This is a genomic window from Segeticoccus rhizosphaerae (genome assembly GCF_005222685.1).
Taxonomy (GTDB): domain Bacteria; phylum Actinomycetota; class Actinomycetes; order Actinomycetales; family Dermatophilaceae; genus Segeticoccus; species Segeticoccus rhizosphaerae.
This window is the reverse complement of record NZ_SWMA01000015.1, coordinates 1-18,094: the sequence shown is the minus strand read 5'-3', so window position 1 is coordinate 18,094 and position 18,094 is coordinate 1. Positions and strand designations below refer to the sequence as shown.

At 71.9% G+C, this 18,094-nt stretch carries 22 protein-coding genes; 17 read left to right on the top strand and 5 right to left on the bottom strand.

Annotated elements, in window-relative coordinates; all coding sequences use genetic code 11:
* Positions 1–123 precede the first annotated feature (123 nt).
* Positions 124–2,007, top strand: a complete 1,884-nt coding sequence (locus FCN22_RS11670; protein WP_238384690.1) for a bifunctional metallophosphatase/5'-nucleotidase — start codon at positions 124–126, stop codon at positions 2,005–2,007.
* Between the two features lie 95 nt (positions 2,008–2,102).
* Here FCN22_RS11670 and FCN22_RS11665 read toward each other — a convergent pair whose 3' ends face one another.
* Complete coding sequence (locus FCN22_RS11665) at positions 2,103–2,807, bottom strand: winged helix-turn-helix transcriptional regulator (RefSeq protein ID WP_137121730.1); 705 nt, start codon at positions 2,805–2,807, stop codon at positions 2,103–2,105.
* Between the two features lie 107 nt (positions 2,808–2,914).
* On the opposite strand from FCN22_RS11665, the gene FCN22_RS11660 reads away from it, so the two are divergent.
* Both FCN22_RS11660 and FCN22_RS11655 read left to right on the top strand, forming a co-directional pair.
* Positions 2,915–3,187, top strand: coding sequence for a MoaD/ThiS family protein (locus FCN22_RS11660; protein WP_137121729.1), 273 nt, complete (start codon positions 2,915–2,917; stop codon positions 3,185–3,187).
* Positions 3,188–3,203: 16 nt separating this feature from the next.
* Positions 3,204–4,025, top strand: a complete 822-nt coding sequence (locus tag FCN22_RS11655; RefSeq protein ID WP_137121728.1) for a hypothetical protein — start codon at positions 3,204–3,206, stop codon at positions 4,023–4,025.
* Between the two features lie 47 nt (positions 4,026–4,072).
* Here FCN22_RS11655 and FCN22_RS11650 read toward each other — a convergent pair whose 3' ends face one another.
* Complete coding sequence (locus tag FCN22_RS11650; protein ID WP_137121727.1) at positions 4,073–4,444, bottom strand: DsrE family protein; 372 nt, start codon at positions 4,442–4,444, stop codon at positions 4,073–4,075.
* 121 nt (positions 4,445–4,565) lie between these two features.
* Between FCN22_RS11650 and FCN22_RS11645 the strand changes: the two genes are divergently transcribed.
* The 9 genes from FCN22_RS11645 (at position 4,566) to FCN22_RS11605 (ending at position 10,845) form a co-directional block, all read left to right on the top strand.
* Positions 4,566–5,063 carry a heme-binding beta-barrel domain-containing protein gene (locus FCN22_RS11645; RefSeq protein ID WP_137121726.1) on the top strand — a complete coding sequence of 166 codons (498 nt, stop codon included), beginning with the start codon at positions 4,566–4,568 and terminating at the stop codon, positions 5,061–5,063.
* A 122-nt stretch (positions 5,064–5,185) separates the two neighbouring features.
* The gene (gene ygfZ / locus FCN22_RS11640; RefSeq protein ID WP_137121725.1) at positions 5,186–6,244 is read left to right on the top strand and encodes a CAF17-like 4Fe-4S cluster assembly/insertion protein YgfZ; all 1,059 of its coding nucleotides are present in this window, start codon (positions 5,186–5,188) and stop codon (positions 6,242–6,244) included.
* 81 nt (positions 6,245–6,325) lie between these two features.
* Positions 6,326–6,859 carry a helix-turn-helix domain-containing protein gene (locus tag FCN22_RS22550; RefSeq protein ID WP_137121724.1) on the top strand — a complete coding sequence of 178 codons (534 nt, stop codon included), beginning with the start codon at positions 6,326–6,328 and terminating at the stop codon, positions 6,857–6,859.
* Positions 6,856–7,521, top strand: a complete 666-nt coding sequence (locus tag FCN22_RS11630) for a hypothetical protein (RefSeq protein ID WP_238384689.1) — start codon at positions 6,856–6,858, stop codon at positions 7,519–7,521. Before FCN22_RS22550 ends, FCN22_RS11630 begins: the two co-directional genes overlap by 4 nt.
* A 227-nt stretch (positions 7,522–7,748) precedes the next feature.
* On the top strand, positions 7,749–8,744 hold the full coding sequence (locus FCN22_RS11625) for an asparaginase (protein ID WP_202911541.1): 996 nt from the start codon (positions 7,749–7,751) through the stop codon (positions 8,742–8,744).
* Between the two features lie 3 nt (positions 8,745–8,747).
* Entirely contained in the window at positions 8,748–9,173 is a 426-nt protein-coding gene (dtd, locus tag FCN22_RS11620) for a D-aminoacyl-tRNA deacylase (RefSeq protein ID WP_137121722.1), read from the top strand.
* Positions 9,174–9,268: 95 nt separating this feature from the next.
* Complete coding sequence (locus FCN22_RS11615; RefSeq protein WP_137121721.1) at positions 9,269–9,595, top strand: DUF2516 family protein; 327 nt, start codon at positions 9,269–9,271, stop codon at positions 9,593–9,595.
* The gene (locus FCN22_RS11610) at positions 9,592–10,407 is read left to right on the top strand and encodes an alpha/beta fold hydrolase (protein ID WP_202911540.1); all 816 of its coding nucleotides are present in this window, start codon (positions 9,592–9,594) and stop codon (positions 10,405–10,407) included. Before FCN22_RS11615 ends, FCN22_RS11610 begins: the two co-directional genes overlap by 4 nt.
* Before the next feature lie 39 nt (positions 10,408–10,446).
* The gene (locus FCN22_RS11605; RefSeq protein WP_137121720.1) at positions 10,447–10,845 is read left to right on the top strand and encodes a phosphomannose isomerase type II C-terminal cupin domain; all 399 of its coding nucleotides are present in this window, start codon (positions 10,447–10,449) and stop codon (positions 10,843–10,845) included.
* A gap of 44 nt (positions 10,846–10,889) precedes the next feature.
* Here the strand turns inward: FCN22_RS11605 and FCN22_RS11600 are convergent, their stop codons facing one another.
* Positions 10,890–11,831 carry an NAD(P)-dependent oxidoreductase gene (locus tag FCN22_RS11600; protein ID WP_162308192.1) on the bottom strand — a complete coding sequence of 314 codons (942 nt, stop codon included), beginning with the start codon at positions 11,829–11,831 and terminating at the stop codon, positions 10,890–10,892.
* A 145-nt stretch (positions 11,832–11,976) separates the two neighbouring features.
* On the opposite strand from FCN22_RS11600, the gene mshA reads away from it, so the two are divergent.
* The 3 genes from mshA to FCN22_RS11585 all read left to right on the top strand — a co-directional run bounded on the left by mshA (position 11,977) and on the right by FCN22_RS11585 (position 14,624).
* A complete protein-coding gene (mshA, locus tag FCN22_RS11595) occupies positions 11,977–13,251 on the top strand; it encodes a D-inositol-3-phosphate glycosyltransferase (RefSeq protein ID WP_137121787.1) in 1,275 nt (424 codons plus the stop codon).
* A complete protein-coding gene (locus FCN22_RS11590) occupies positions 13,248–13,751 on the top strand; it encodes a type III secretion system chaperone family protein (RefSeq protein ID WP_137121718.1) in 504 nt (167 codons plus the stop codon). Before mshA ends, FCN22_RS11590 begins: the two co-directional genes overlap by 4 nt.
* Positions 13,752–13,865: 114 nt before the next feature.
* On the top strand, positions 13,866–14,624 hold the full coding sequence (locus FCN22_RS11585) for a phosphoglyceromutase (protein WP_137121717.1): 759 nt from the start codon (positions 13,866–13,868) through the stop codon (positions 14,622–14,624).
* Between the two features lie 6 nt (positions 14,625–14,630).
* Here the strand turns inward: FCN22_RS11585 and phoU are convergent, their stop codons facing one another.
* Positions 14,631–15,311 (bottom strand): phosphate signaling complex protein PhoU, encoded by a 681-nt coding sequence (gene phoU / locus FCN22_RS11580; RefSeq protein WP_137121716.1) that lies wholly within the window; start codon positions 15,309–15,311, stop codon positions 14,631–14,633.
* A 251-nt stretch (positions 15,312–15,562) separates the two neighbouring features.
* Between phoU and FCN22_RS11575 the strand changes: the two genes are divergently transcribed.
* Both FCN22_RS11575 and FCN22_RS11570 read left to right on the top strand, forming a co-directional pair.
* Positions 15,563–16,777 carry a sensor histidine kinase gene (locus FCN22_RS11575; RefSeq protein ID WP_137121715.1) on the top strand — a complete coding sequence of 405 codons (1,215 nt, stop codon included), beginning with the start codon at positions 15,563–15,565 and terminating at the stop codon, positions 16,775–16,777.
* Entirely contained in the window at positions 16,774–17,457 is a 684-nt protein-coding gene (locus FCN22_RS11570) for a response regulator (RefSeq protein ID WP_137121714.1), read from the top strand. Before FCN22_RS11575 ends, FCN22_RS11570 begins: the two co-directional genes overlap by 4 nt.
* Before the next feature lie 27 nt (positions 17,458–17,484).
* On the opposite strand, the gene FCN22_RS11565 is transcribed toward FCN22_RS11570, so the two are convergent.
* On the bottom strand, positions 17,485–18,003 hold the full coding sequence (locus FCN22_RS11565) for a hypothetical protein (protein ID WP_137121713.1): 519 nt from the start codon (positions 18,001–18,003) through the stop codon (positions 17,485–17,487).
* Positions 18,004–18,094 lie beyond the last annotated feature (91 nt).

Below are 18,094 nucleotides of genomic sequence, written 5' to 3'. Positions count from 1 at the left end.
CCACGCAGGTGACGATCGTGCCCCGATCCGGCCGAGCCCCTTCCCAACGGCGTCGGGGATGGCTAGGTTCTGGGACTCCCCGGACCCACCACCCTTGGGCCCCCGACCTCCCTGGAGCACACGTTGACCCCACGAAGGATCTCGCGACGCCGCACGATCGGCGTCCTTGCGGTGACAGCCGCGACCGCCACCTCGATGGTGGCCGCGGCCGGCATGTCACTGGCGCAGCCCGCCGCGACGGCGAACCCGGCCGGCCACGGCAAGGCCCACAGCCCGACGATGGACATCCAGCTGCTGTCGTTCAACGACTTCCACGGCAACCTCGAGGCCCCCAGCGGGTCGAGCGGCCGAATCACCACGGGTCACGAGCTGGATCCGGCCACCAGTTTGCCCAAAGACGTCACGGTCGACGCGGGCGGCGTCGAGTACCTCGCCACCCACCTGCGTGATGCGCGCAAGGGCCACCCCAACTCGCTGACCGTGGCGGCTGGCGACATCGTCGGTGCGTCCCCGCTGCTGTCGGCGGCGTTCCACGACGAGCCGAGCATCGAGGCGATGAACAAGCTCGGCCTCGACGTCACCTCGGTGGGCAACCACGAGTTCGACGAGGGCTACCAGGAGCTGCAGCGCCTGCAGAACGGCGGCTGCGTCGACGACGGTGACGGCGAGAACAACCAGAACTCTTGTGCCGCAGGCCAGTTCGAGGGGGCAAACTTCGACATCCTCGCGGCCAACGTCAAGGTGAAGGCGACCGGCAAGACGATCCTCGCGCCGTATGCGATCAAGAACGTCAGGGGCGCCAAGATCGGGTTCATCGGGATGACCCTCAAGGACACTCCCAACATCGTCACCAAGTCCGGCGTCGAGGGGCTGGAGTTCACCGACGAGGTCGAGACCGCCAACGCGCTCGTGCCGGTGCTGGAGGAGCAGGGCGTCAAGGCCATCGTCGTGCTGGTCCACCAGGGTGGCGTGCCGGACGTCGAGAAGTGGACCGGCCCGGACGGCAAGACGTATGACGTCAACTCGACCTACGACTACACGTGCGGCAAGGGCGGCAACCTGACTTCCGACTCGCCCATCCTGCCGATCGCCGCCGGCCTCTCGCCCCAGATCGACATGGTCATCTCCGGGCACACGCACCAGCCCTACGTCTGCAACATCCCGGACCCGGCCGGCAACGACCGCCTCGTGACGTCGGCGTCCTCGTTCGGGCGGCTCTACACCGAGACCACTCTCGAGTACGACCGACGCACGAGCGACATCGTGCGTAGCTCGGTCGACGGCAGCAACATGGTCGTGACCCGCGACGTGCCCCGCGCCGCCGACCTGACCCGGCTCATCAACACCTACAAGGAGCTGGTCGCACCGATCGCGGGCAAGGAGCTCGGCTCGATCACCACGGACGTCACCCGCACCGCGAACGACGCCGGTGAGTCGCAGCTCGGCGACCTGATCGCCGACGCGCAGGTCAACGACCCGTCGGTGGTGACGAACGGCAAGACCCCCGTGGTCGCCTTCATGAACCCCGGCGGCATCAGGGCCGACCTGACGTATGCACCTACCGGTCAGGAGGCGCCCGGCGTGGTCACCTACGCGGAGGCGTTCACGGTGCAGCCGTTCAACAACTACCTCGTGTCGATGGACCTGACCGGTGCCGACATCTACGACCTGCTCGAGCAGCAGTGGACCGGCAAGAACAGCGCCAGCTCGCCCAAGGTGCTGCAGGTCTCGAAGGGCTTCACCTACAGCTGGACCGGTGACAGCTCGAGCCGCACGGTCGTGCCGGGAAGCGTGATGATCAACGGTGAGGTCGTTGCCGACGACGCGAACCAGACCTACCGGATCGTCACCAACAACTTCCTCTCGGACGGTGGCGACGGCTTCTCGGCGTTCATCAACGGCGCGGACAAGTACTTCGGCGGACTCGACATCGACGGTTTCGCCGCGTACCTGCCGGGCGTCTCGCCGTACACCCCGGCGCCGCTGGACCGCATCACCAAGCAGTAGGCGTCACAGCGCGATCGCCAGCGGCGGCGAGCAGGCCCGAGAGGGGTCCGCTCGCCGCCGTCGGCGTGCTGGACCTGGCACCGGCCGGCGGCTGCTCAGGAGGGGGCGGAGACGTCCGAGCGCTCGCGCTGGTCGCCGGGCACGAAGCGGTAGCCGACGTTGCGCACCGTGCCGATGAGGGCCTCGTGCTCGGGCCCGAGCTTGGCCCGGAGGCGGCGGACGTGCACGTCAACGGTGCGGGTCCCGCCGAGGTAGTCGTAGCCCCAGACCTCCTGCAGCAGCTGGTCGCGGCTGAAGACCCGCCCCGGGTGCTGGGCGAGGTACTTGAGCAGCTCGAACTCCTTGTAGGTCAGGTCCAGGGAGTTACCTCGCAGCCGGACGGCATACGCCGCCTCGTCGATGACCAGGTCTCCGGCAGTGATCGGGGCACCTTCCTCGTCCGCCGCGACGAGGGTGCGCGTCGTCGCCAGCCGGAGCCGGGCCTCGACCTCGGCCGGGCCGGCGGTGTCGACGACGACGTCGTCCACCTGCCACTCGGCGGTCAACGCCGCGAATCCGCCCTCGGACAGGATCACGAGCACCGGTGCGGTGACTCCGGTGGTGCGCAGCAGTTGGCACAGCGATCGCGCCGCACCGAGTGCCCGGCGGCCGTCGACCAGGACGACGTCGGCCTCGGGGGCGTCGACGAGCGCGGCCGGCTCCGGAGACAGCGTGCGCACCTCGTGACCGAGCAGGTCCAGCGCCGGCAGCACCTCCGTGCTGGCCGCAGGCGGCTGGGTGAGCAGCAGGAGTCTGGCCACAGCAGGCAGGATAGTGGGGGAGGGCCCGGTCCGGCCGGACCCTTCCGGCACCCGAGACCACGGGCGCCCACGGCCAGGATCCCATCGGGAAGGCAGGACGAGCGCGTATGACGACCGCGGACGACCGCACCGAGTCCACGAGGGCGCGGATCACCGTGCGCTACTGGGCGGCCGCACGCGCCGCCGCCGGGCTCGATACCGAGGAGCACTCGGGCGACACGGTGGGAGACGTGCTGGCGGCAGCGGTGGGCGCGCACCCCGCGCTCGAGCCGGTCGTGCAGGTGGCCTCGGTGCTGCTGGACGGCCGCCCGGCGGCGCGGGAGGCACCGGTGGCCGACGGGATGCGGCTCGAGGTTCTCCCGCCCTTCGCCGGGGGGTGATGCGAGGATGCGGTCCGTGACCGAGTCCGCCAGCCCCGTGCCGAGCAGCGGTCACCCCTCCCCGACTGGCGATAGCGCGCCGGCTACGCCGGTGTTGCTGCTCCCGCTGCTCGTGGCCGTGTCCACCGTGGTCGCTGCGGGACTGCTCGCCGTCACCGGACACGCGAGCGCCGACCTGCTGGCGGTGGCCGTCGCGCTCGCGGGCGCCGTGCTCTCGTGGGGGTGGCCCGGCACGCTGTCGGTGCCGAGTCCGCGCGGCAGCACCGCCGTGCTCCTGCTGGGCACGGCCGCCGTGGTGCTGACCGTCGCGCTGGAGTCGGAGCCGCCCTACCTGGAGCTGCTCCCGGTGGCGATGGCCGGAGGAGTGCTGGCCTGCTTCGTGCACCAGCTGGCGCGCCGCGACGGTCGGCCCCGGCTCGTCGAGTCGATCGCCTCCACCGTCACCGGGCTGGCGGTGATCGCGTCGGGAGCCTGCACGATCGCGCTGCCCCACCTCGAGGACGGCCCCTGGCTGCTCACGGCCGGGATGGCCGCGGTGGCCGTGTCGGCGGTGGTGGACCTGCTCGGCCGGTGGCCCGCCCTGCTCGTCTGGTCGTTGCCGATCGGCATGGTGCTCGGCGCTGCCGCTGCCGTGGCGGCCGGGCAGGCGGGCGGCGTGGACTGGCCCCCGGCGCTCGTCCTCGGGGTCGCCGGTGCCGGGGTGTCCCACGCCGTGCGGCGCGTGCTCAGCGTGCTGCCGACCCTGGCCGGCGCGCGGCCGCAACTGGTCTCCGGGACCGCGTCCGTGCTCCTCACCGGCGTCCTCGTCGTGGTGGTGCAGCGCGCCTTCGCCGGCTGACCGGCATACCCCAAAGGAGTGGTCGCGGGGTCGGTCGGAGGGACGGGTCAGTAGACGAGGGCCTGCGCGTCCGGCGTGAGGACCTCCTCGACGAAGGAGGCCGAGCCGCTGATGACCACGCCGGCGACCAGGTCGGCCTCGGTCAGGCCTCGCCGCGCGGCGCACTGCGTGCACACGGTGAGGGTGCCGCCGGCGAGGACACCGTCGCGCAGGTCGGCCAGCGGCGGACTCTCCGGCAGCACGAACTCCTCCGCGCGGCCGGGCACGGCGAGCCAGACCGCCTCGCCGGTCAACCAGAGGCTCACCCCGGCGCCGCTGGCCACCGCCGTGGCCGCGACCGTGAAGGCCTGCGAGAGGCGTTCGGGCGCCTCGATGCCGTGGGTCAGCTTGATGATGAGGCGCCGTGCCGGGTCCGTCATGCGCTCAGGCTACGATCTGCCCCGTGGAAACGTTCTTCATCACGCTCCTGGCGATCAGCTCGCTGCTCATCGTGTGGTTCGCGGCCTACGTGGTCTACCGCCTCGTGCGCAGCGTGCGCTGATGCCGTTCGAGCTCGACGCCGACCTTCCTCGGGAGCTTGCGCCCCTCGCCTGGCTGATCGGCCGGTGGGAGGGCGCAGGGGTGGTCGGCTACCCGACGATCGAGTCCGCCAACTTCGGCCAGGAGATCGTCGTCACCCACGACGGCCGGCCGTTCCTGGAGTGGCAGAGCCGCACCTGGCTGCTGGACGAGGAGGGCAACCAGGTCCGACCGCTCGCCACCGAGCTCGGTTTCTGGCGCCCTGCCGAGGACGGCGAGGTGGAGCTGCTGCTCGTCCACCCCACCGGCATCGTGGAGATGTACTACGGCAAGACCGAGCCGGCCAAGATCGAGCTGCAGACCGACGGAGTCCTGCGCAGCCCCAGGGCCAAGGACTACTCGGCGGCCGCGCGCCTCTACGGCCTGGTCAACTCCGACCTGATGTGGGTGATGGACATGTCGGCGATGGGTCAGCCCATGACCAGCCACGTGTCGGCCCAGCTCAAGCGGGTCGGCTGACGGCCGGTCCCACCGGTTTCGCCCCGACGTAGGCTGGTGGGGTGACCGGCCCCGGCACGGGGCCCGGTCGGTACCTGCCACCCAGGCGACTCCCCGGAGGGTGCACCACCGTGCTCGACCCCATGACCGACTCCCCAGCCGTGACCACGAACACCGAGCCGGCCACCAGCTGGCGCAGCCCTCTGCTCGACGTCCACGGCGCGGTGGCCGACCAGGGTCCGGACGCGGGCGTCGCGGCCCACTACGGCGACCCGCTGCGCGAACAGCGCCTGCTCGCCGAGGGGCTGGCCGTCGTCGACCTGTCGCACCGTTCGGTCGTCACCGTGACCGGACCCGACCGGCTCTCGTGGCTGCACTCCATGACCACGCAGACGCTCACCGGGCTGGCTCCCCGCGTGTCGGCCGAGTCGCTCGTGCTGTCGCCGAAGGGCCACATCGAGCACGACCTGCACATGGTGGACGACGGCGAGACCACCTGGATCACCGTCGAGCCGGGCACCGCCGGGTCGCTCGTGGCCTGGCTCGACTCGATGCGGTTCATGCTGCGCGTGGAAGTGGCCGACGTCACCGCCGACCATGCCGTGCTCGGTGAGCCGGTGCGGCGCGAGTCGGCCGAGGGTGAGCCGCTCTCCTGGTCGGACCCCTGGCCCGACCTGGCAGGTGACACCGCGGCATACAGCACCGTCGTCGAGCACCCAGGCCGCGAACGGGACTGGCGCGAGGTGATCGTCCCCCGCAGCGAGCTCCAGGGCGCCGTCGGGGACCGTCCGCTGGCGGGCACCTGGGCCGCCGAGGCGTTGCGGGTGGCGGCGTGGCGGCCGCGGCTCGGCTTCGAGACCGACCACCGGACCATCCCGCACGAGGTCGACTGGCTGCGGACCGCCGTGCACCTGCACAAGGGTTGCTACCGCGGGCAGGAGACCATCGCGCGGGTGCACAACCTCGGACGCCCGCCGCGCCGGCTCGTCTTCCTCGACCTCGACGGCTCCGGCCACGTGCTGCCCGAGCGCGGAGCCGAGCTCGAGACTGGTGGCCGCGTCGTCGGGCGCGTGACGTCGGTGGCACGCCACTTCGAGGACGGCCCGATCGCCCTGGCGGTCATCAAGCGCAACACCCCGCTCGACGCCGAGCTGGTCGCCTCGGGCATCGCCGCCAGCCAGACCGAGATCGTCACCCGCTGAGGGCATTCCCCCGCACCCGTGTGAGTGGAGACACGCTTGCTGAGTTTGCAAAGTGCTAACTAGAGCAAGCATACTGGGGGCATGACCCCGATCCCCGTACCCGACCTCGGCGGCTACCTGCGCGAACAGCGCCAGGCAGCGCGGCTGTCGCTGCGGCAGCTGTCCGACGTGGCCGGGGTCAGCAACCCCTACCTCTCACAGATCGAGCGGGGCCTGAAGAAGCCCAGCGCCGAGATCCTGCAGCAGCTCGCCAAGGGCCTGCGCATCTCCGCCGAGTCGCTCTATGTCCGCGCGGGAATCCTCGAGGAGAAGGCGGAGTCCGAGGCAGGCCACCAGCCCGACGTCGCCGCCGCGATCCTCGCCGACCCCCGCCTGTCCGACCGGCAGCGCCGGGTCCTGCTCGACGTCTACGCCTCGCTCGTCGGCGACGACGACGAGCCGCAGTCCTCGCACGCTTCCAGGTCCACGGCCGCGACCGGCAGGAGCCGCACTGCCGGCGCCGGCGCGCCGGCCACCCCCCGGCGCAAGCCCGCGACCGCCAAGTCCACCCGGGCCGCCAAGACCACCAAGGCGGCCAAGGCCGCCAAGACCACCGCAGAAGGAGCATCACGATGACGTTCATCACCGACTTCACCAAGGACCTGACCAAGACGGTCAAGGACGCGACCCCGGTCTACGCCGCCGTCGGCGTGACCGACCTGGCCGCCGAGAAGCTGCGCGCCGCGCGTGAGCGTGCCGCGGCCCGCCGCGCCGACCTGTCCGTGGACGCGCTGCAGAAGCAGGCCGAGCAGGCAGCCGAGCAGGCCCAGCAGGTGCCCGCGCTCGTGCTGAACCGCACCCTCGTCCTGGCCGGCCAGGCCCAGGAGTCCTACGAGGAGCTGGCCGAGCGCGGCCAGCAGCTGGTCACGCGGATCCGCAACCAGAAGGCCACCAAGGACCTGCTCGACCAGGCCGAGACCGCGATCGCCCAGGGCAAGGGCGCCGTCACGACGGTGCGCAAGGCCGCGGAGGACACCCAGCGTGCGGCCAAGGCGACGCTGACGACCGGCCGCCGCCAGGCCGAGAACGTCGTGGAGTCCGTCGTGGACGACGCGGTGACCGAGACCCAGGCCGCCACCAAGGCCACTCGCACCTCGACCAGGCGCACCGCCACCACGGCCAAGAAGCGCGCCGCGGCGAGCAAGCGCGCGACCAAGGCCTCGTCCACGAGTGCGCGCAAGACGGCCTCGAAGGCCGCTCGCGCCACCACGGCGGCTGCCAAGAAGGTCGGCGACTGACCGACCTGCACCACGGCGAGAGTTCGACCGGGCCAGTCGGCCAGCACGATCCGACGTCGCAGCCCGACCAGGTATGCCGCCCGCTCACCGCAGCGGGCGGCATCCTGTGTCTGTGAGTCCGTGCTCGGATCGGACCGGTTTCGAGGTGCTCGGAGCTGCCCGAGTCGGGTGCGGGCCGGGCCCGTCCGCGCCCACCCCGCCGGCGGCGACGCCCTAGAGTGCGGAGCGTGACCGACGCACCCGCCTCGCCCGCACCAACCTCGCCCGCCGACACCGGCCCGTATGCCGTGCCCGTGGCAGAGGTCGTCCGGTCCGGCTTCGTCGAGTCGGTGCACCACGGTGTGGTCGTGGCGCTCGATGCCGACGGCTCGGTGCTGCTCGAACGCGGCAACCCGTCGGCGCCGATCTTCCCGAGGTCGGCGGTCAAGCCGATCCAGGCCGTGGCCATGCTGCGCCACGGCCTGGACCTCGACGGCGAGCTGCTGGCGCTGGTGTCCTCGAGCCACTCCGGTGAGGCCTTCCACCTCGACGGGGCGCGCCGCATCCTCGCCGCGGCCGGCCTCTCCGAGTCCGACCTGCAGAACACGCCGGGGCTCCCGATCGACCCGGTGGAGCGAGACGCCTGGGTGGCCGCGGGCCGGCCTGCGTCCTCGATCGCGGCCGACTGCTCGGGCAAGCACGCCGGGATGCTCTCGACCTGCGTGGCGGCCGGCTGGGACCTGGCCACCTACCGGGACCCGCGGCACCCGTTGCAGCAGGCGATCGCCGAGTCCCTCACGGAACTGGCCGGCGAACCGATCTCCGCCACCGGTGTCGACGGCTGCGGCGCCCCGGTCTTCGCCGTCCCGCTGACCGGTCTGGCGCGCGCCTTCGGTCGGCTCGCGACGGCCGCGATCGGGACACCGGAGGGGCGCGTGCGTGACGCGATCCGGGCCCACCCACAGTGGCTCGGCGGCACCCGGCGCGACGTGACCACCCTGATCAGGGGCGTCGACGGGCTCGTCTCCAAGGACGGTGCCGAGGCCGTGCAGGCCGTCGGGCTCGCCGACGGACGATGCCTCGCGGTCAAGATCCTGGACGGCGGCAGCCGCGCAAGAGCCGTGGTGACCGCCTCCGCCCTGCGGGCCCTCGGCCTCGACGACGACGTCCTCAGCACGATGCAGAGCGCCCCGGTCCTCGGCCACGGCGAACCGGTGGGCGCCGTGACGGCGACGGGTTTCTGAGCCGTGCGGGCGGTGTTGCAGCGGGTCACCCGCGCCAGCGTCACGGTCGGGGCGCAGGTCATCGGGGCGATCGAGCGCCCCGGCCTGGTCGTGCTGGTGGCCGCCACCCACGACGACGGACCGGAGCAGGTGGCCCGGATGGCGCGCAAGATCGCCGAGCTGCGCATCCTGCGCGACGAGCAGTCCGTGGTCGACACGGGCGCCCCGGTCCTGGTCGTCAGCCAGTTCACCCTCTATGCCGACACCCGCAAGGGCCGGCGCCCCTCGTGGAGCGCCGCCGCGCCCGGGCCGGTCGCCGAGCCCTTGGTGGACGCCGTCGTGGTGGCCCTGCGCGCACGCGGGATCGAGGTCGCCACCGGCCGCTTCGGGGCGATGATGGAGGTGTCCCTGGTCAACGACGGACCGTTCACCCTCGTCGTCGACACCTGACCTGCGACGCCTGCACCGTGATTCGGCCCACGGACCGACACCTGATCCGGCCGGTCGGCAGCGTCGGCTCCGCCGCCTCGACGTAGTCTGGTGGCATGGAGTATCTGTTGGGCCAGGCGCAGGTCGGCGTCGCCATGATCCTCGGGATCGCGGCGTTCCTGCTCGAGCTGTTCGCGCTGGTCGACGCGGTCCGGCACCCGAGCAACGCCTATCCCGCGGCCGGCAAGCGCACCAAGACCTTCTGGGTCGCGATCGTGGCCGTCAGCGCGGCCGTCGGCTTCATCTTCTTCGCCAACCCGCTCAACCTCCTCGGGATCGCGGCCGTGCTCGGTGCCGCGGTCTACCTCGCGGACGTGCGCCCCGCGTTGCAGCAGGTGCGTGGCCGGGGGTCCTCCTCGTCGGGTCCCTACGGTCCCTGGTGAGCCTCGGCTCGGCCTCCCTCACCTCACTGCTCGCCGGTCCCGACGGGCCGATCGAATACCTCACCACCGGATCCGGCAGCCCGTCCACGGTCTTCGCCCACGGCCTCGCCGGGTCGATCGACACGACCCGCCCCTTCGGATCCGGCGTGCCCGGCAGCCGGACCTTCCTGCACTTCCGCGGCCACGGCGCCTCCGCCGCTCCCGAGACACCCTGGACGTATGCCGCGCTCGCGGCCGAGCTGCGCGCCGTCGCCGACACGGTGGGCGCCGCCCAGGCCCTCGGCGTGAGCATGGGAGCCGGGGCACTGTGCCACTGGCTCGAGCAGGAACCGGCCCGCTTCGAACGACTCGTCTTCGTCATCCCCGCGGTCCTCGACCGTCCCCGGGAAGACGTCGCCCTCGAGCGCCTCGTGGCCATGGCCGACCGCGCCGACGAGCGCGACGTCGACGGGATGACCGAGCTCCTGCTGCTCGAGCAGCCCGAGCCGGTCCGAGCGGACCGGGCGGTGCGGACCTGGTGCCGCGGTCAGGCGACCCACCTGGTCGGCACCCCCGTCTCCCGGGCGCTGCGGACGCTGCCCCACGCGGTGGCGATGGACGACCGCGAGGCGCTACGCGGCGTACGGGCTCCGGCTCTGGTGCTTGCCCAGGAGGACGATCCGGCCCATCCGGTCTCCGTGGCCGAGCAGTTGGCCGGCCTGCTTCCGGACGCTCGACTCGAGGTGCTGCCGCCGGGTGGTCTCATGTGGCGGCACCGGGCCACGGTGCGCCGCTTGATTGGTCTGTTTCTCACTCCTTCGACGGCGTGGTGAGGCACAATCGCAGGACACGCCACCGCGACGGAGGAAGCCATGTCCACGACGACAGGACGGACCGGGGAGATGACCGACCGCACCGCCGACGTGTTCGTCGCCGAGCGGCCATGGGGTGAGTTCCAGCAGTTCGTCTCCAACGAGCGAGTGACGGTCAAGATCATCACGGTGCAGCCGGGGCACCGGCTCTCCCTGCAGACCCACGGTCACCGCGACGAGATGTGGCAGGTGCTCGACGTGCCGATCGACGTGGAGATCGACGGCCGGGCGTGGAGCGCGGGGCCCGGCGAACGGGTCTGGGCCGGGCAGGGGAGCCGGCACCGGATGGGCAACTCCGGCTCCCGACCGGGCCGCGTGCTCGAGATCGCGTTCGGTGACTTCGACGAGTCCGACATCGAGCGGATCGAGGACGACTACGCGAGGCGCAGCGCCGACTGACCGCTCGGTGCCGCCCCGGGTCGGACGGGGTAGGACGCCTCCGACTACGCCGAGCTGACCGCGGGCTGATCGGGCCCGACGGATCGGCCAAGCCGCCGGCCGGCAAGGTGTTCCAGCCAGGCGACACCGAGGAGCTCGCCGTCGACGTCGCCGTAGTGGGCCAGGGCGCGTCGATGCACCTGCGCGACGCGCTCCGACACCGACCAGGGGGTGCCGGCCGACTCGGCGAGGCGCGCCAAGGAGTCCAGCTCCTCCACCACTCGGGCGAGCCCGAACGTCGGAAGGTAGTCACCGGCCAGAAGCGACGAAAGGTGGGTGTGGACGAAGTCGCTGCCGGCAGGGCTCGTGTCGAGCACGTCGGCCAGCCGGTCGGTCGCAAGACCGGCCTGGGCCCCCAGCAGCAGGGCCTCGCCCACGGCGACGGCCTGTCCGAACCACAGCTGGTTGATCAACAGCTTCGTCAGGTAGCCGGCTCCGTGATCCCCCATGTGACGGATGCGTGTCGGGTCGGCGAACGTCTCGAGCAACGGGCGCAGGCGCTCCACATCCGAGTCCTCACCGCCCACGTAGAGCGCCAGGTCGCCGCGCCGGGCGTCCTGCGGGCCACCGCCCACTGCGGCGTCGAGGTAGCGCACACCGCGCTCGTTCGCTGCCGCGGCCAGGTCTTGGGCAAGGCCCGGAGCCGTGCTCGTCAGGTCGATCCAGCTGCCTCCGGGGGCCAGCTGCGCGAGCGCCCCCGGAGCAGAGCCGCCTGACGGGCCGAGCATCAGCTCGCGCAGCTCGGGGCTGCCGGGCAGGACCGTGACCAGCACGTGGTCCGCGGGCAGCCGCGTCAGCGACGAGCTCCAGTGCGCCCCGGCCGCCTCGACGTCGACCTGTCGGTCCTCGCGGAGATCCACGACCTCGACCCGGTGGCCGGCGGCAACAAGGTGCCCGGCAACCGGGAGCCCGATCCTGCCTGCTCCCACGAGGGTGACTGCCACCATCCTTGAAGTCTGGCGCACTGCGACCGGAGCGGCGCAGGCACCCATCACCTCGTCGCGCCGAGGATTCCCCCTCGGGCGACGCCTGCACCGTCGTGGCAGACTCGAGCGCGTGACGACAGCAGGCGCGCGACCGGGTCGGGTGGCCATGATCAGCGTGCACACCTCACCGCTCGAGCGTCCCGGGACCGGTGACGCGGGAGGGCTCAACGTCTACGTCCTCGAGAGCGCGCGACGGCTGGCCCGTCGCGGCGTCGAGGTCGAGATCTTCACGCGGGCGACGACCGGGGCCCTGCCCCCGCAGGTGGAGGCCGCGCCCGGCGTGCTGGTCCGGCACGTCGCCGCCGGCCCCTACGAGGGTCTGTCCAAGCAGGACCTGCCGGGGCAGCTGTGCGCCTTCGCCGCCGGCGTCATGACCGCCGAGGCGGCGCGCGCCGAGGGCTGGTACGACCTGGTCCACGCGCACTACTGGCTCTCCGGCCAGGTCGGGTGGCTGGCGGCCGACCGCTGGCACGTCCCCCTCGTCCACACCATGCACACCATGGCGCGGGTCAAGAACGCCCGGCTGGCGGAGGGCGACAGCCCGGAGCCGCCCGGGCGCGAGATCGGCGAGGCCCAGGTGGTCGAGGCCGCCGACCGGCTGGTGGCCAACACCACTCGCGAGGCCCGTGAGCTGGTCGACCTGTATGGCGCCGACCCCGCCAAGGTGCGGGTGGTGCCACCGGGCGTCGACCTCGACCGGTTCACCCCCGGGGACCAGCGGGCCGCCCGAGCCGAGGTCGGTCTGGCCCCGGACGCCAAGGTCGTCCTGTTCGTCGGTCGCATCCAACCGCTCAAGGCTCCTGACGTGCTGCTGCGCGCCGCCGCCGAGCTGCTCACCCGACGACCGTCGCTGCGGGACGACCTCGTCGTCGCGGTCCTCGGCGGCCCGAGCGGCACCGGCCTGGATCACCCACAGGCGCTGCAGGACCTGGCCGCCCGGCTCGGGTTGCAGCCGCACGTGCGGTTCGTGCCCCCGGTCGGCCGCGCCGAGCTGGCACAGTGGTATCGCGCAGCCGACCTGGTCGCCGTCCCCTCCTACAACGAGTCGTTCGGGCTGGTCGCCGTCGAGGCCGAGGCCAGCGGGACCCCCGTCGTGGCCGCGTCCGTCGGCGGCCTGCCCACCGCGGTCGGCGACGGTGGAGTCCTCGTCGAGGGACACCGCACGCAGGACTGGGCCCGCGAGATCGGTGACCTGCTGCAGGACCCCGATCTACGAAGCGCCTTGCGCCGCAGGGCGATCGCCCACGCTGCACAGTTCAGCTGGGAGGCCACCACGGACCGCCTGCTCGAGGTGTATGCCGAGGCGCGGGCCGCGCACCGCAGCTCGCCCATCGACGACTCCCGGACCTTGGCGGGCGTGCCGTCGTTGGTGATCCCGTGACCAGTGCCGAGACGACCTACGAGGTGGTCCGCGGCTTCCTCGAAGAGGCCGGGATCGAGTGGGAGCTCGGTGGCCGGCCGGGCGAGCTCGTCGTCAGCCTGCCGGGGGAGAAGAAGCTCAAGACGGTCTGCTCGGTGGTCGTCGGGCAGCAGTCGGTGTCGCTGTCGGCCTTCGTGGTGCGCAACCCCGACGAGAACCACCTCGAGGTCTACCGCACCCTGCTGCGGCGCAACCTGCGGTTGCCGGGGCTGTCCTACGGCATCGACGTCTCCGGGGACGTCTACGTGCAGGGGCGCGTCCCCCTCGCGGGGGTCGACCCGGCATACCTCGATCAGCTCTTCGGGGTCGTCCTCGACGCCTCCGACGGTGCCTTCAACGAGCTGCTGGCGCTCGGCTTCCTCGACTCGATGAAGAAGGAGTGGGACTGGCGCATCTCGAGGGGGGAGTCGACGGGCAACCTGGAGGCGTTCCGGCACCTGCTCGACGGGACGGAGCGGTGACGACGGCGCGAGGACACGAGCGCAGCGAGGCCCGCAGCGGCAAGGAGCGCGACACAGGGGACGCAGCGGCGGGAGCGGCACCGGAGGCTGAGCGGCCGCCCCTAGACTTCCGGCATGACGACCGCAGACAGTGGACACACGCTGATCCTCGTCCGGCACGGTGAGAGCACCTGGAACGCCAAGAACCTGTTCACCGGCTGGGTCGACGTCGACCTGTCCGAGAGGGGCATCCAGGAGGCGGTCTCCGCCGGCAAGCAGCTGCGTGAGGCGGGGCTGTTGCCGGACGAGCTGCACACCTCGCTGCTGCGCCGCGCGATCACCACGGCCAACGTCTCGCTCGACGTGTGCGACCGGCACTGGATCCCGGTGCACCGGTCCTGGCGGCTCAACGAGCGGCACTACGGCGCGCTGCAGGGCAAGAACAAGAAGGAGATCCTGGAGAGGTTCGGCGAGGAGCAGTTCATGCAGTGGCGGCGCTCGTTCGACGTGCCGCCGCCGCCGCTCCCGGCCGATTCGGAGTTCAGCCAGGCCCACGACCCGCGCTACACGCGGTTGCGCGACACCATGCCCGACACCGAGTGCCTCAAGGACGTGGTCGCCCGCATGCTGCCCTACTGGGACAGCCAGATCAGCGCCGACCTGCTGGCCGGCAAGACCGTCGCCGTGATCGCGCACGGCAACAGCCTGCGCGCCCTGATCAAGCACCTGGACGGCATCAGCGACGAGGACATCGCGGGCCTCAACGTCCCGACGGGTATGCCGCTCGTCTACCGGCTCGACGCCGACCTCAAGCCGCTCGTGGCGGGCGGGGAGTACCTCGACCCCGATGCGGCTGCGGCGGCCGCCGAGGCGGTCGCCAACCAGGGTCGCTGACGGGGGTCAGCGAGCGCCGATCTGCTCGAGATCCTCGTCCGGCTCGGTGTGCCACTCGCCCGTGACCAGGTAGACCACCCGGCGCGCCACCGAGACGGCATGGTCGCCGAACCGCTCGTAGTAGCGGCCGATCAGGGTCAGGTCCACGGCGGCCTCGGTGCCGTGCTTCCACTTGCCCTCGAGCAGCATCGCGAAGACCTCGCGATGCAGCCGGTCCATCTCGTCGTCGTCCCGGTCGAGGGCGACGGCCGACTCGACGTCCCGGCCGGCGATCACCGATCCGGCCTTGGCAACGATGCGCTCGGCGACCTGGCCCATCTGCAGGATGGTCGAGCGCAGCACGGGTGGCACGGCCGACTCCGGGTAGCGCAGCCGGGCCACCTTGGCGACGTGCCGGGCCAGGTCGCCCATGCGCTCGATGTCCGCGCTCATCCGCATCGAAGTGACGACCATGCGCAGGTCGGTCGCGACGGGTTGCTGGCGGGCGAGCAGGTCGATGGACAGGTCGTCGAGCTCCGACCGCATCCGGTCGATCTGCTGGTCCGCGGCGATGACGCTCTCCGCCAGGTGGATGTCGGCGTCCAGCAGAGCGGTCGTGGCCCGGGCCATGGCCGAGCCGGCCAGCCGCGTCATCTCGACCAGTTGGTCGGAGATCCGCTCGAGGTCCTCGTGGAATGCGTCGCGCATGGGTTCCTTGTCCTTGCCGTGTCTGCCGTGTGTGCCATGTCTGTCGTGTCTGCCGTTGCGGGTCGTGCCTGACGGCGCTGCCGATGGACGGCCGCCTGCCGACCCGTTGCCAGCGGTGCGGCCTCCGCCGAAGAGCAGCGTGGCAGCCCGCGGTGAACGGGTGCCGGACCGCAGGTGAACACTCGGCGTCGCTCCCACCGCACCGCTCCGGCGGCGGATGATCGGGCCCGTGGACTGCGTACGCTGAGCACGTGGACTCCACGACCGCGGCCGTGCTCGGTGGTGCCGTGGGCCTGCTCATCGGCGCCCTCGCCGTGACGATGGTCGCCTGGACCGACCGGGCCCGGCGCCGGGTGCCCGACGACGAGCTGCCCGAGGCGCGCGTGCCCGAGGGCGTGGCCGACGTCCTCGCGGTCCTGGGCTCCAGCGCCATCGTCCTCGACCGCGACGACGCCGTCGTCAGGACCAGCCCGTCGGCGGTGGCCCACGGACTCGTGCGCGACAGCGAGCTGGTCCACCCCGCCCTGCGGGACCTCGCTCGCCGGGTGCGCCGTGACGGCGAGATCCGCGAAGCCGAGCTGGAGCTGTCCCGCGGTCCGATCGGCACCGGCGTCATCACCGTCGCCGCGCGGATCGCCCCGCTCGGGAGCGCCTACGTCCTGCTGCTGGTGGAGGACCGCACCCACGCCCGTCGGCTCGAGGAGGTCCGGCGTGACTTCGTGGCCAACGTCAGCCACGAGCTCAAGACGCCGGTGGGTGGTCTGGCACTGCTCGCCGAGGCCGTCCAGGGGGCCAGCGACGACCCGGAGGCGGTCACCCGCTTCGCCTCGCGGATGCAGGTCGAGAGCAGCCGGCTCACCACCTTGGTCACCGAGATCGTCGAGCTGTCCCGGCTCCAGGTGGCCGACACGCTGCACGACCCGGAGCTCGTCGACGTCGGGCAGGCTGCGGTCGAAGCGGTGGACCACACCGAGCTGCTGGCCCAGGACCGGGGCACGAAGGTGACCCTGGTGCGCGAGGATCCCGGGTCGCCGCAGGTCTTCGGTGACACCCACCTGCTCACCACCGCGATCCGCAACCTGGTCGCCAACGCCATCACCTACTCCGACCCCGGCACCAGCGTGACCCTGGCGGTGCGCACCCGCGGCGAGCTCGTGGAGGTCGCCGTGACCGACCAGGGGCACGGCATACCGGCCAGTGAGCAACCACGCATCTTCGAGCGCTTCTACCGGGTCGACGCCGCCCGCTCGCGGGCCACCGGAGGCACCGGCCTGGGCCTCGCCATCGTCAAGCACGTCTGCGCCAACCACGGCGGAGACGTCACCGTGTGGAGCGAGGAGGGGCACGGCTCCACGTTCACCATGCGGCTGCCGGCCGCACACCGGCCATCCCGGCCGGGCCCCGACCTCCGGATCGCGACGAGAGGTGACTCCATGACCACACCCCACGAAGGGCACCCCGCATGACGCGCATCCTGGTCGTCGAGGACGAGGAGTCCTACTCGGACCCGCTGTCCTACCTGCTGCGCAAGGAGGGCTACGACGTGGACGTGGCCGAGACCGGCCCGGCGGCGCTGGAGCGGTTCGACCGGGCGGGAGCAGACCTGGTGCTGCTCGACCTGATGCTCCCGGGTCTGTCCGGGATCGACGTGTGCCGTGCGCTGAGGCAGCGCTCGTCGGTGCCGGTGATCATGCTCACCGCCAAGGACAGCGAGGTGGACAAGGTCGTCGGCCTCGAGATCGGCGCGGACGACTACGTCACCAAGCCCTACTCGAGCCGCGAGCTGCTGGCCCGGATCAAGGCCGTGCTGCGTCGTCTGCAGGAGCCGGACGAGCTGCTCCCGCCGAGCCTGGAGGCGGGGCCGGTGCGGATGGACGTCGAGCGGCACGTCGTGACCGTCCGGGGTGAGCAGGTCTCCTTCCCGCTCAAGGAGTTCGAGCTGCTGGAGATGCTGCTGCGCAACGCGGGCCGGGTGCTGACACGGGGGCAGCTCATCGACCGCGTGTGGGGGAGCGACTACGTGGGCGACACCAAGACGCTGGACGTCCACGTCAAGCGGCTGCGGGCCAAGATCGAGACGGACTCGTCCGCCCCGGAGCACATCGTCACGGTGCGGGGGCTGGGCTACAAGTTCGAGAGCGCCTGAGCGGATCGGAGGCGCCGGTCGGTGGGATCAGCCGCCGCTGCCGGAGGTCGGCGTCACGGTCGCGTAGTAGCCGTCCGGCAGCAGGACCGGCACCGGGACCTCCTGGGCACCGAAGTCCGGTGTCTTCAGCTGCAGGTCGAGCATCGAACCGGGCGCCACCGCGACCGTGCTGACCTGGACACTCTCCGTGTCGCCGCCCGAGAGCTTGACCGTGCTGTGCGGCGGCAGCTTGGTCTGGGTCGCTTCGGCGTTCGGGGCCTTGAGCTGCAGCGTGACCTCCTGGTCGCCGCTGTTGACCACGTAGCCGGAGACCACGCCGGCGGCTCCCTTGGACCCGGCGACCACGAGCAGGTCGTGCACGGCGACGTCACCGAGGGTGGCGGAGACCCCGTCGGCCGGGTCGTAGTGCAGGTCGGTGGTGATCGGCGAGAACCGCTGGCACCCGGAGATCGCCAGGGTGCCGGCCGCCAGTGCGGCAGTGAGCAGCAGGGCACTCCTCTTCGGGAGCGCGGTCTTGGAGGTGGCCCGGGCCGGTCGACGCTTCACGCGGGTCAGCCTAGCCTCACCGTTTCATCGGGTTGGGTGAACGGGCGGGCTCTGGGCGGCGGCGGGGTTCGGGGGTGCGAAGCTGGGTCAG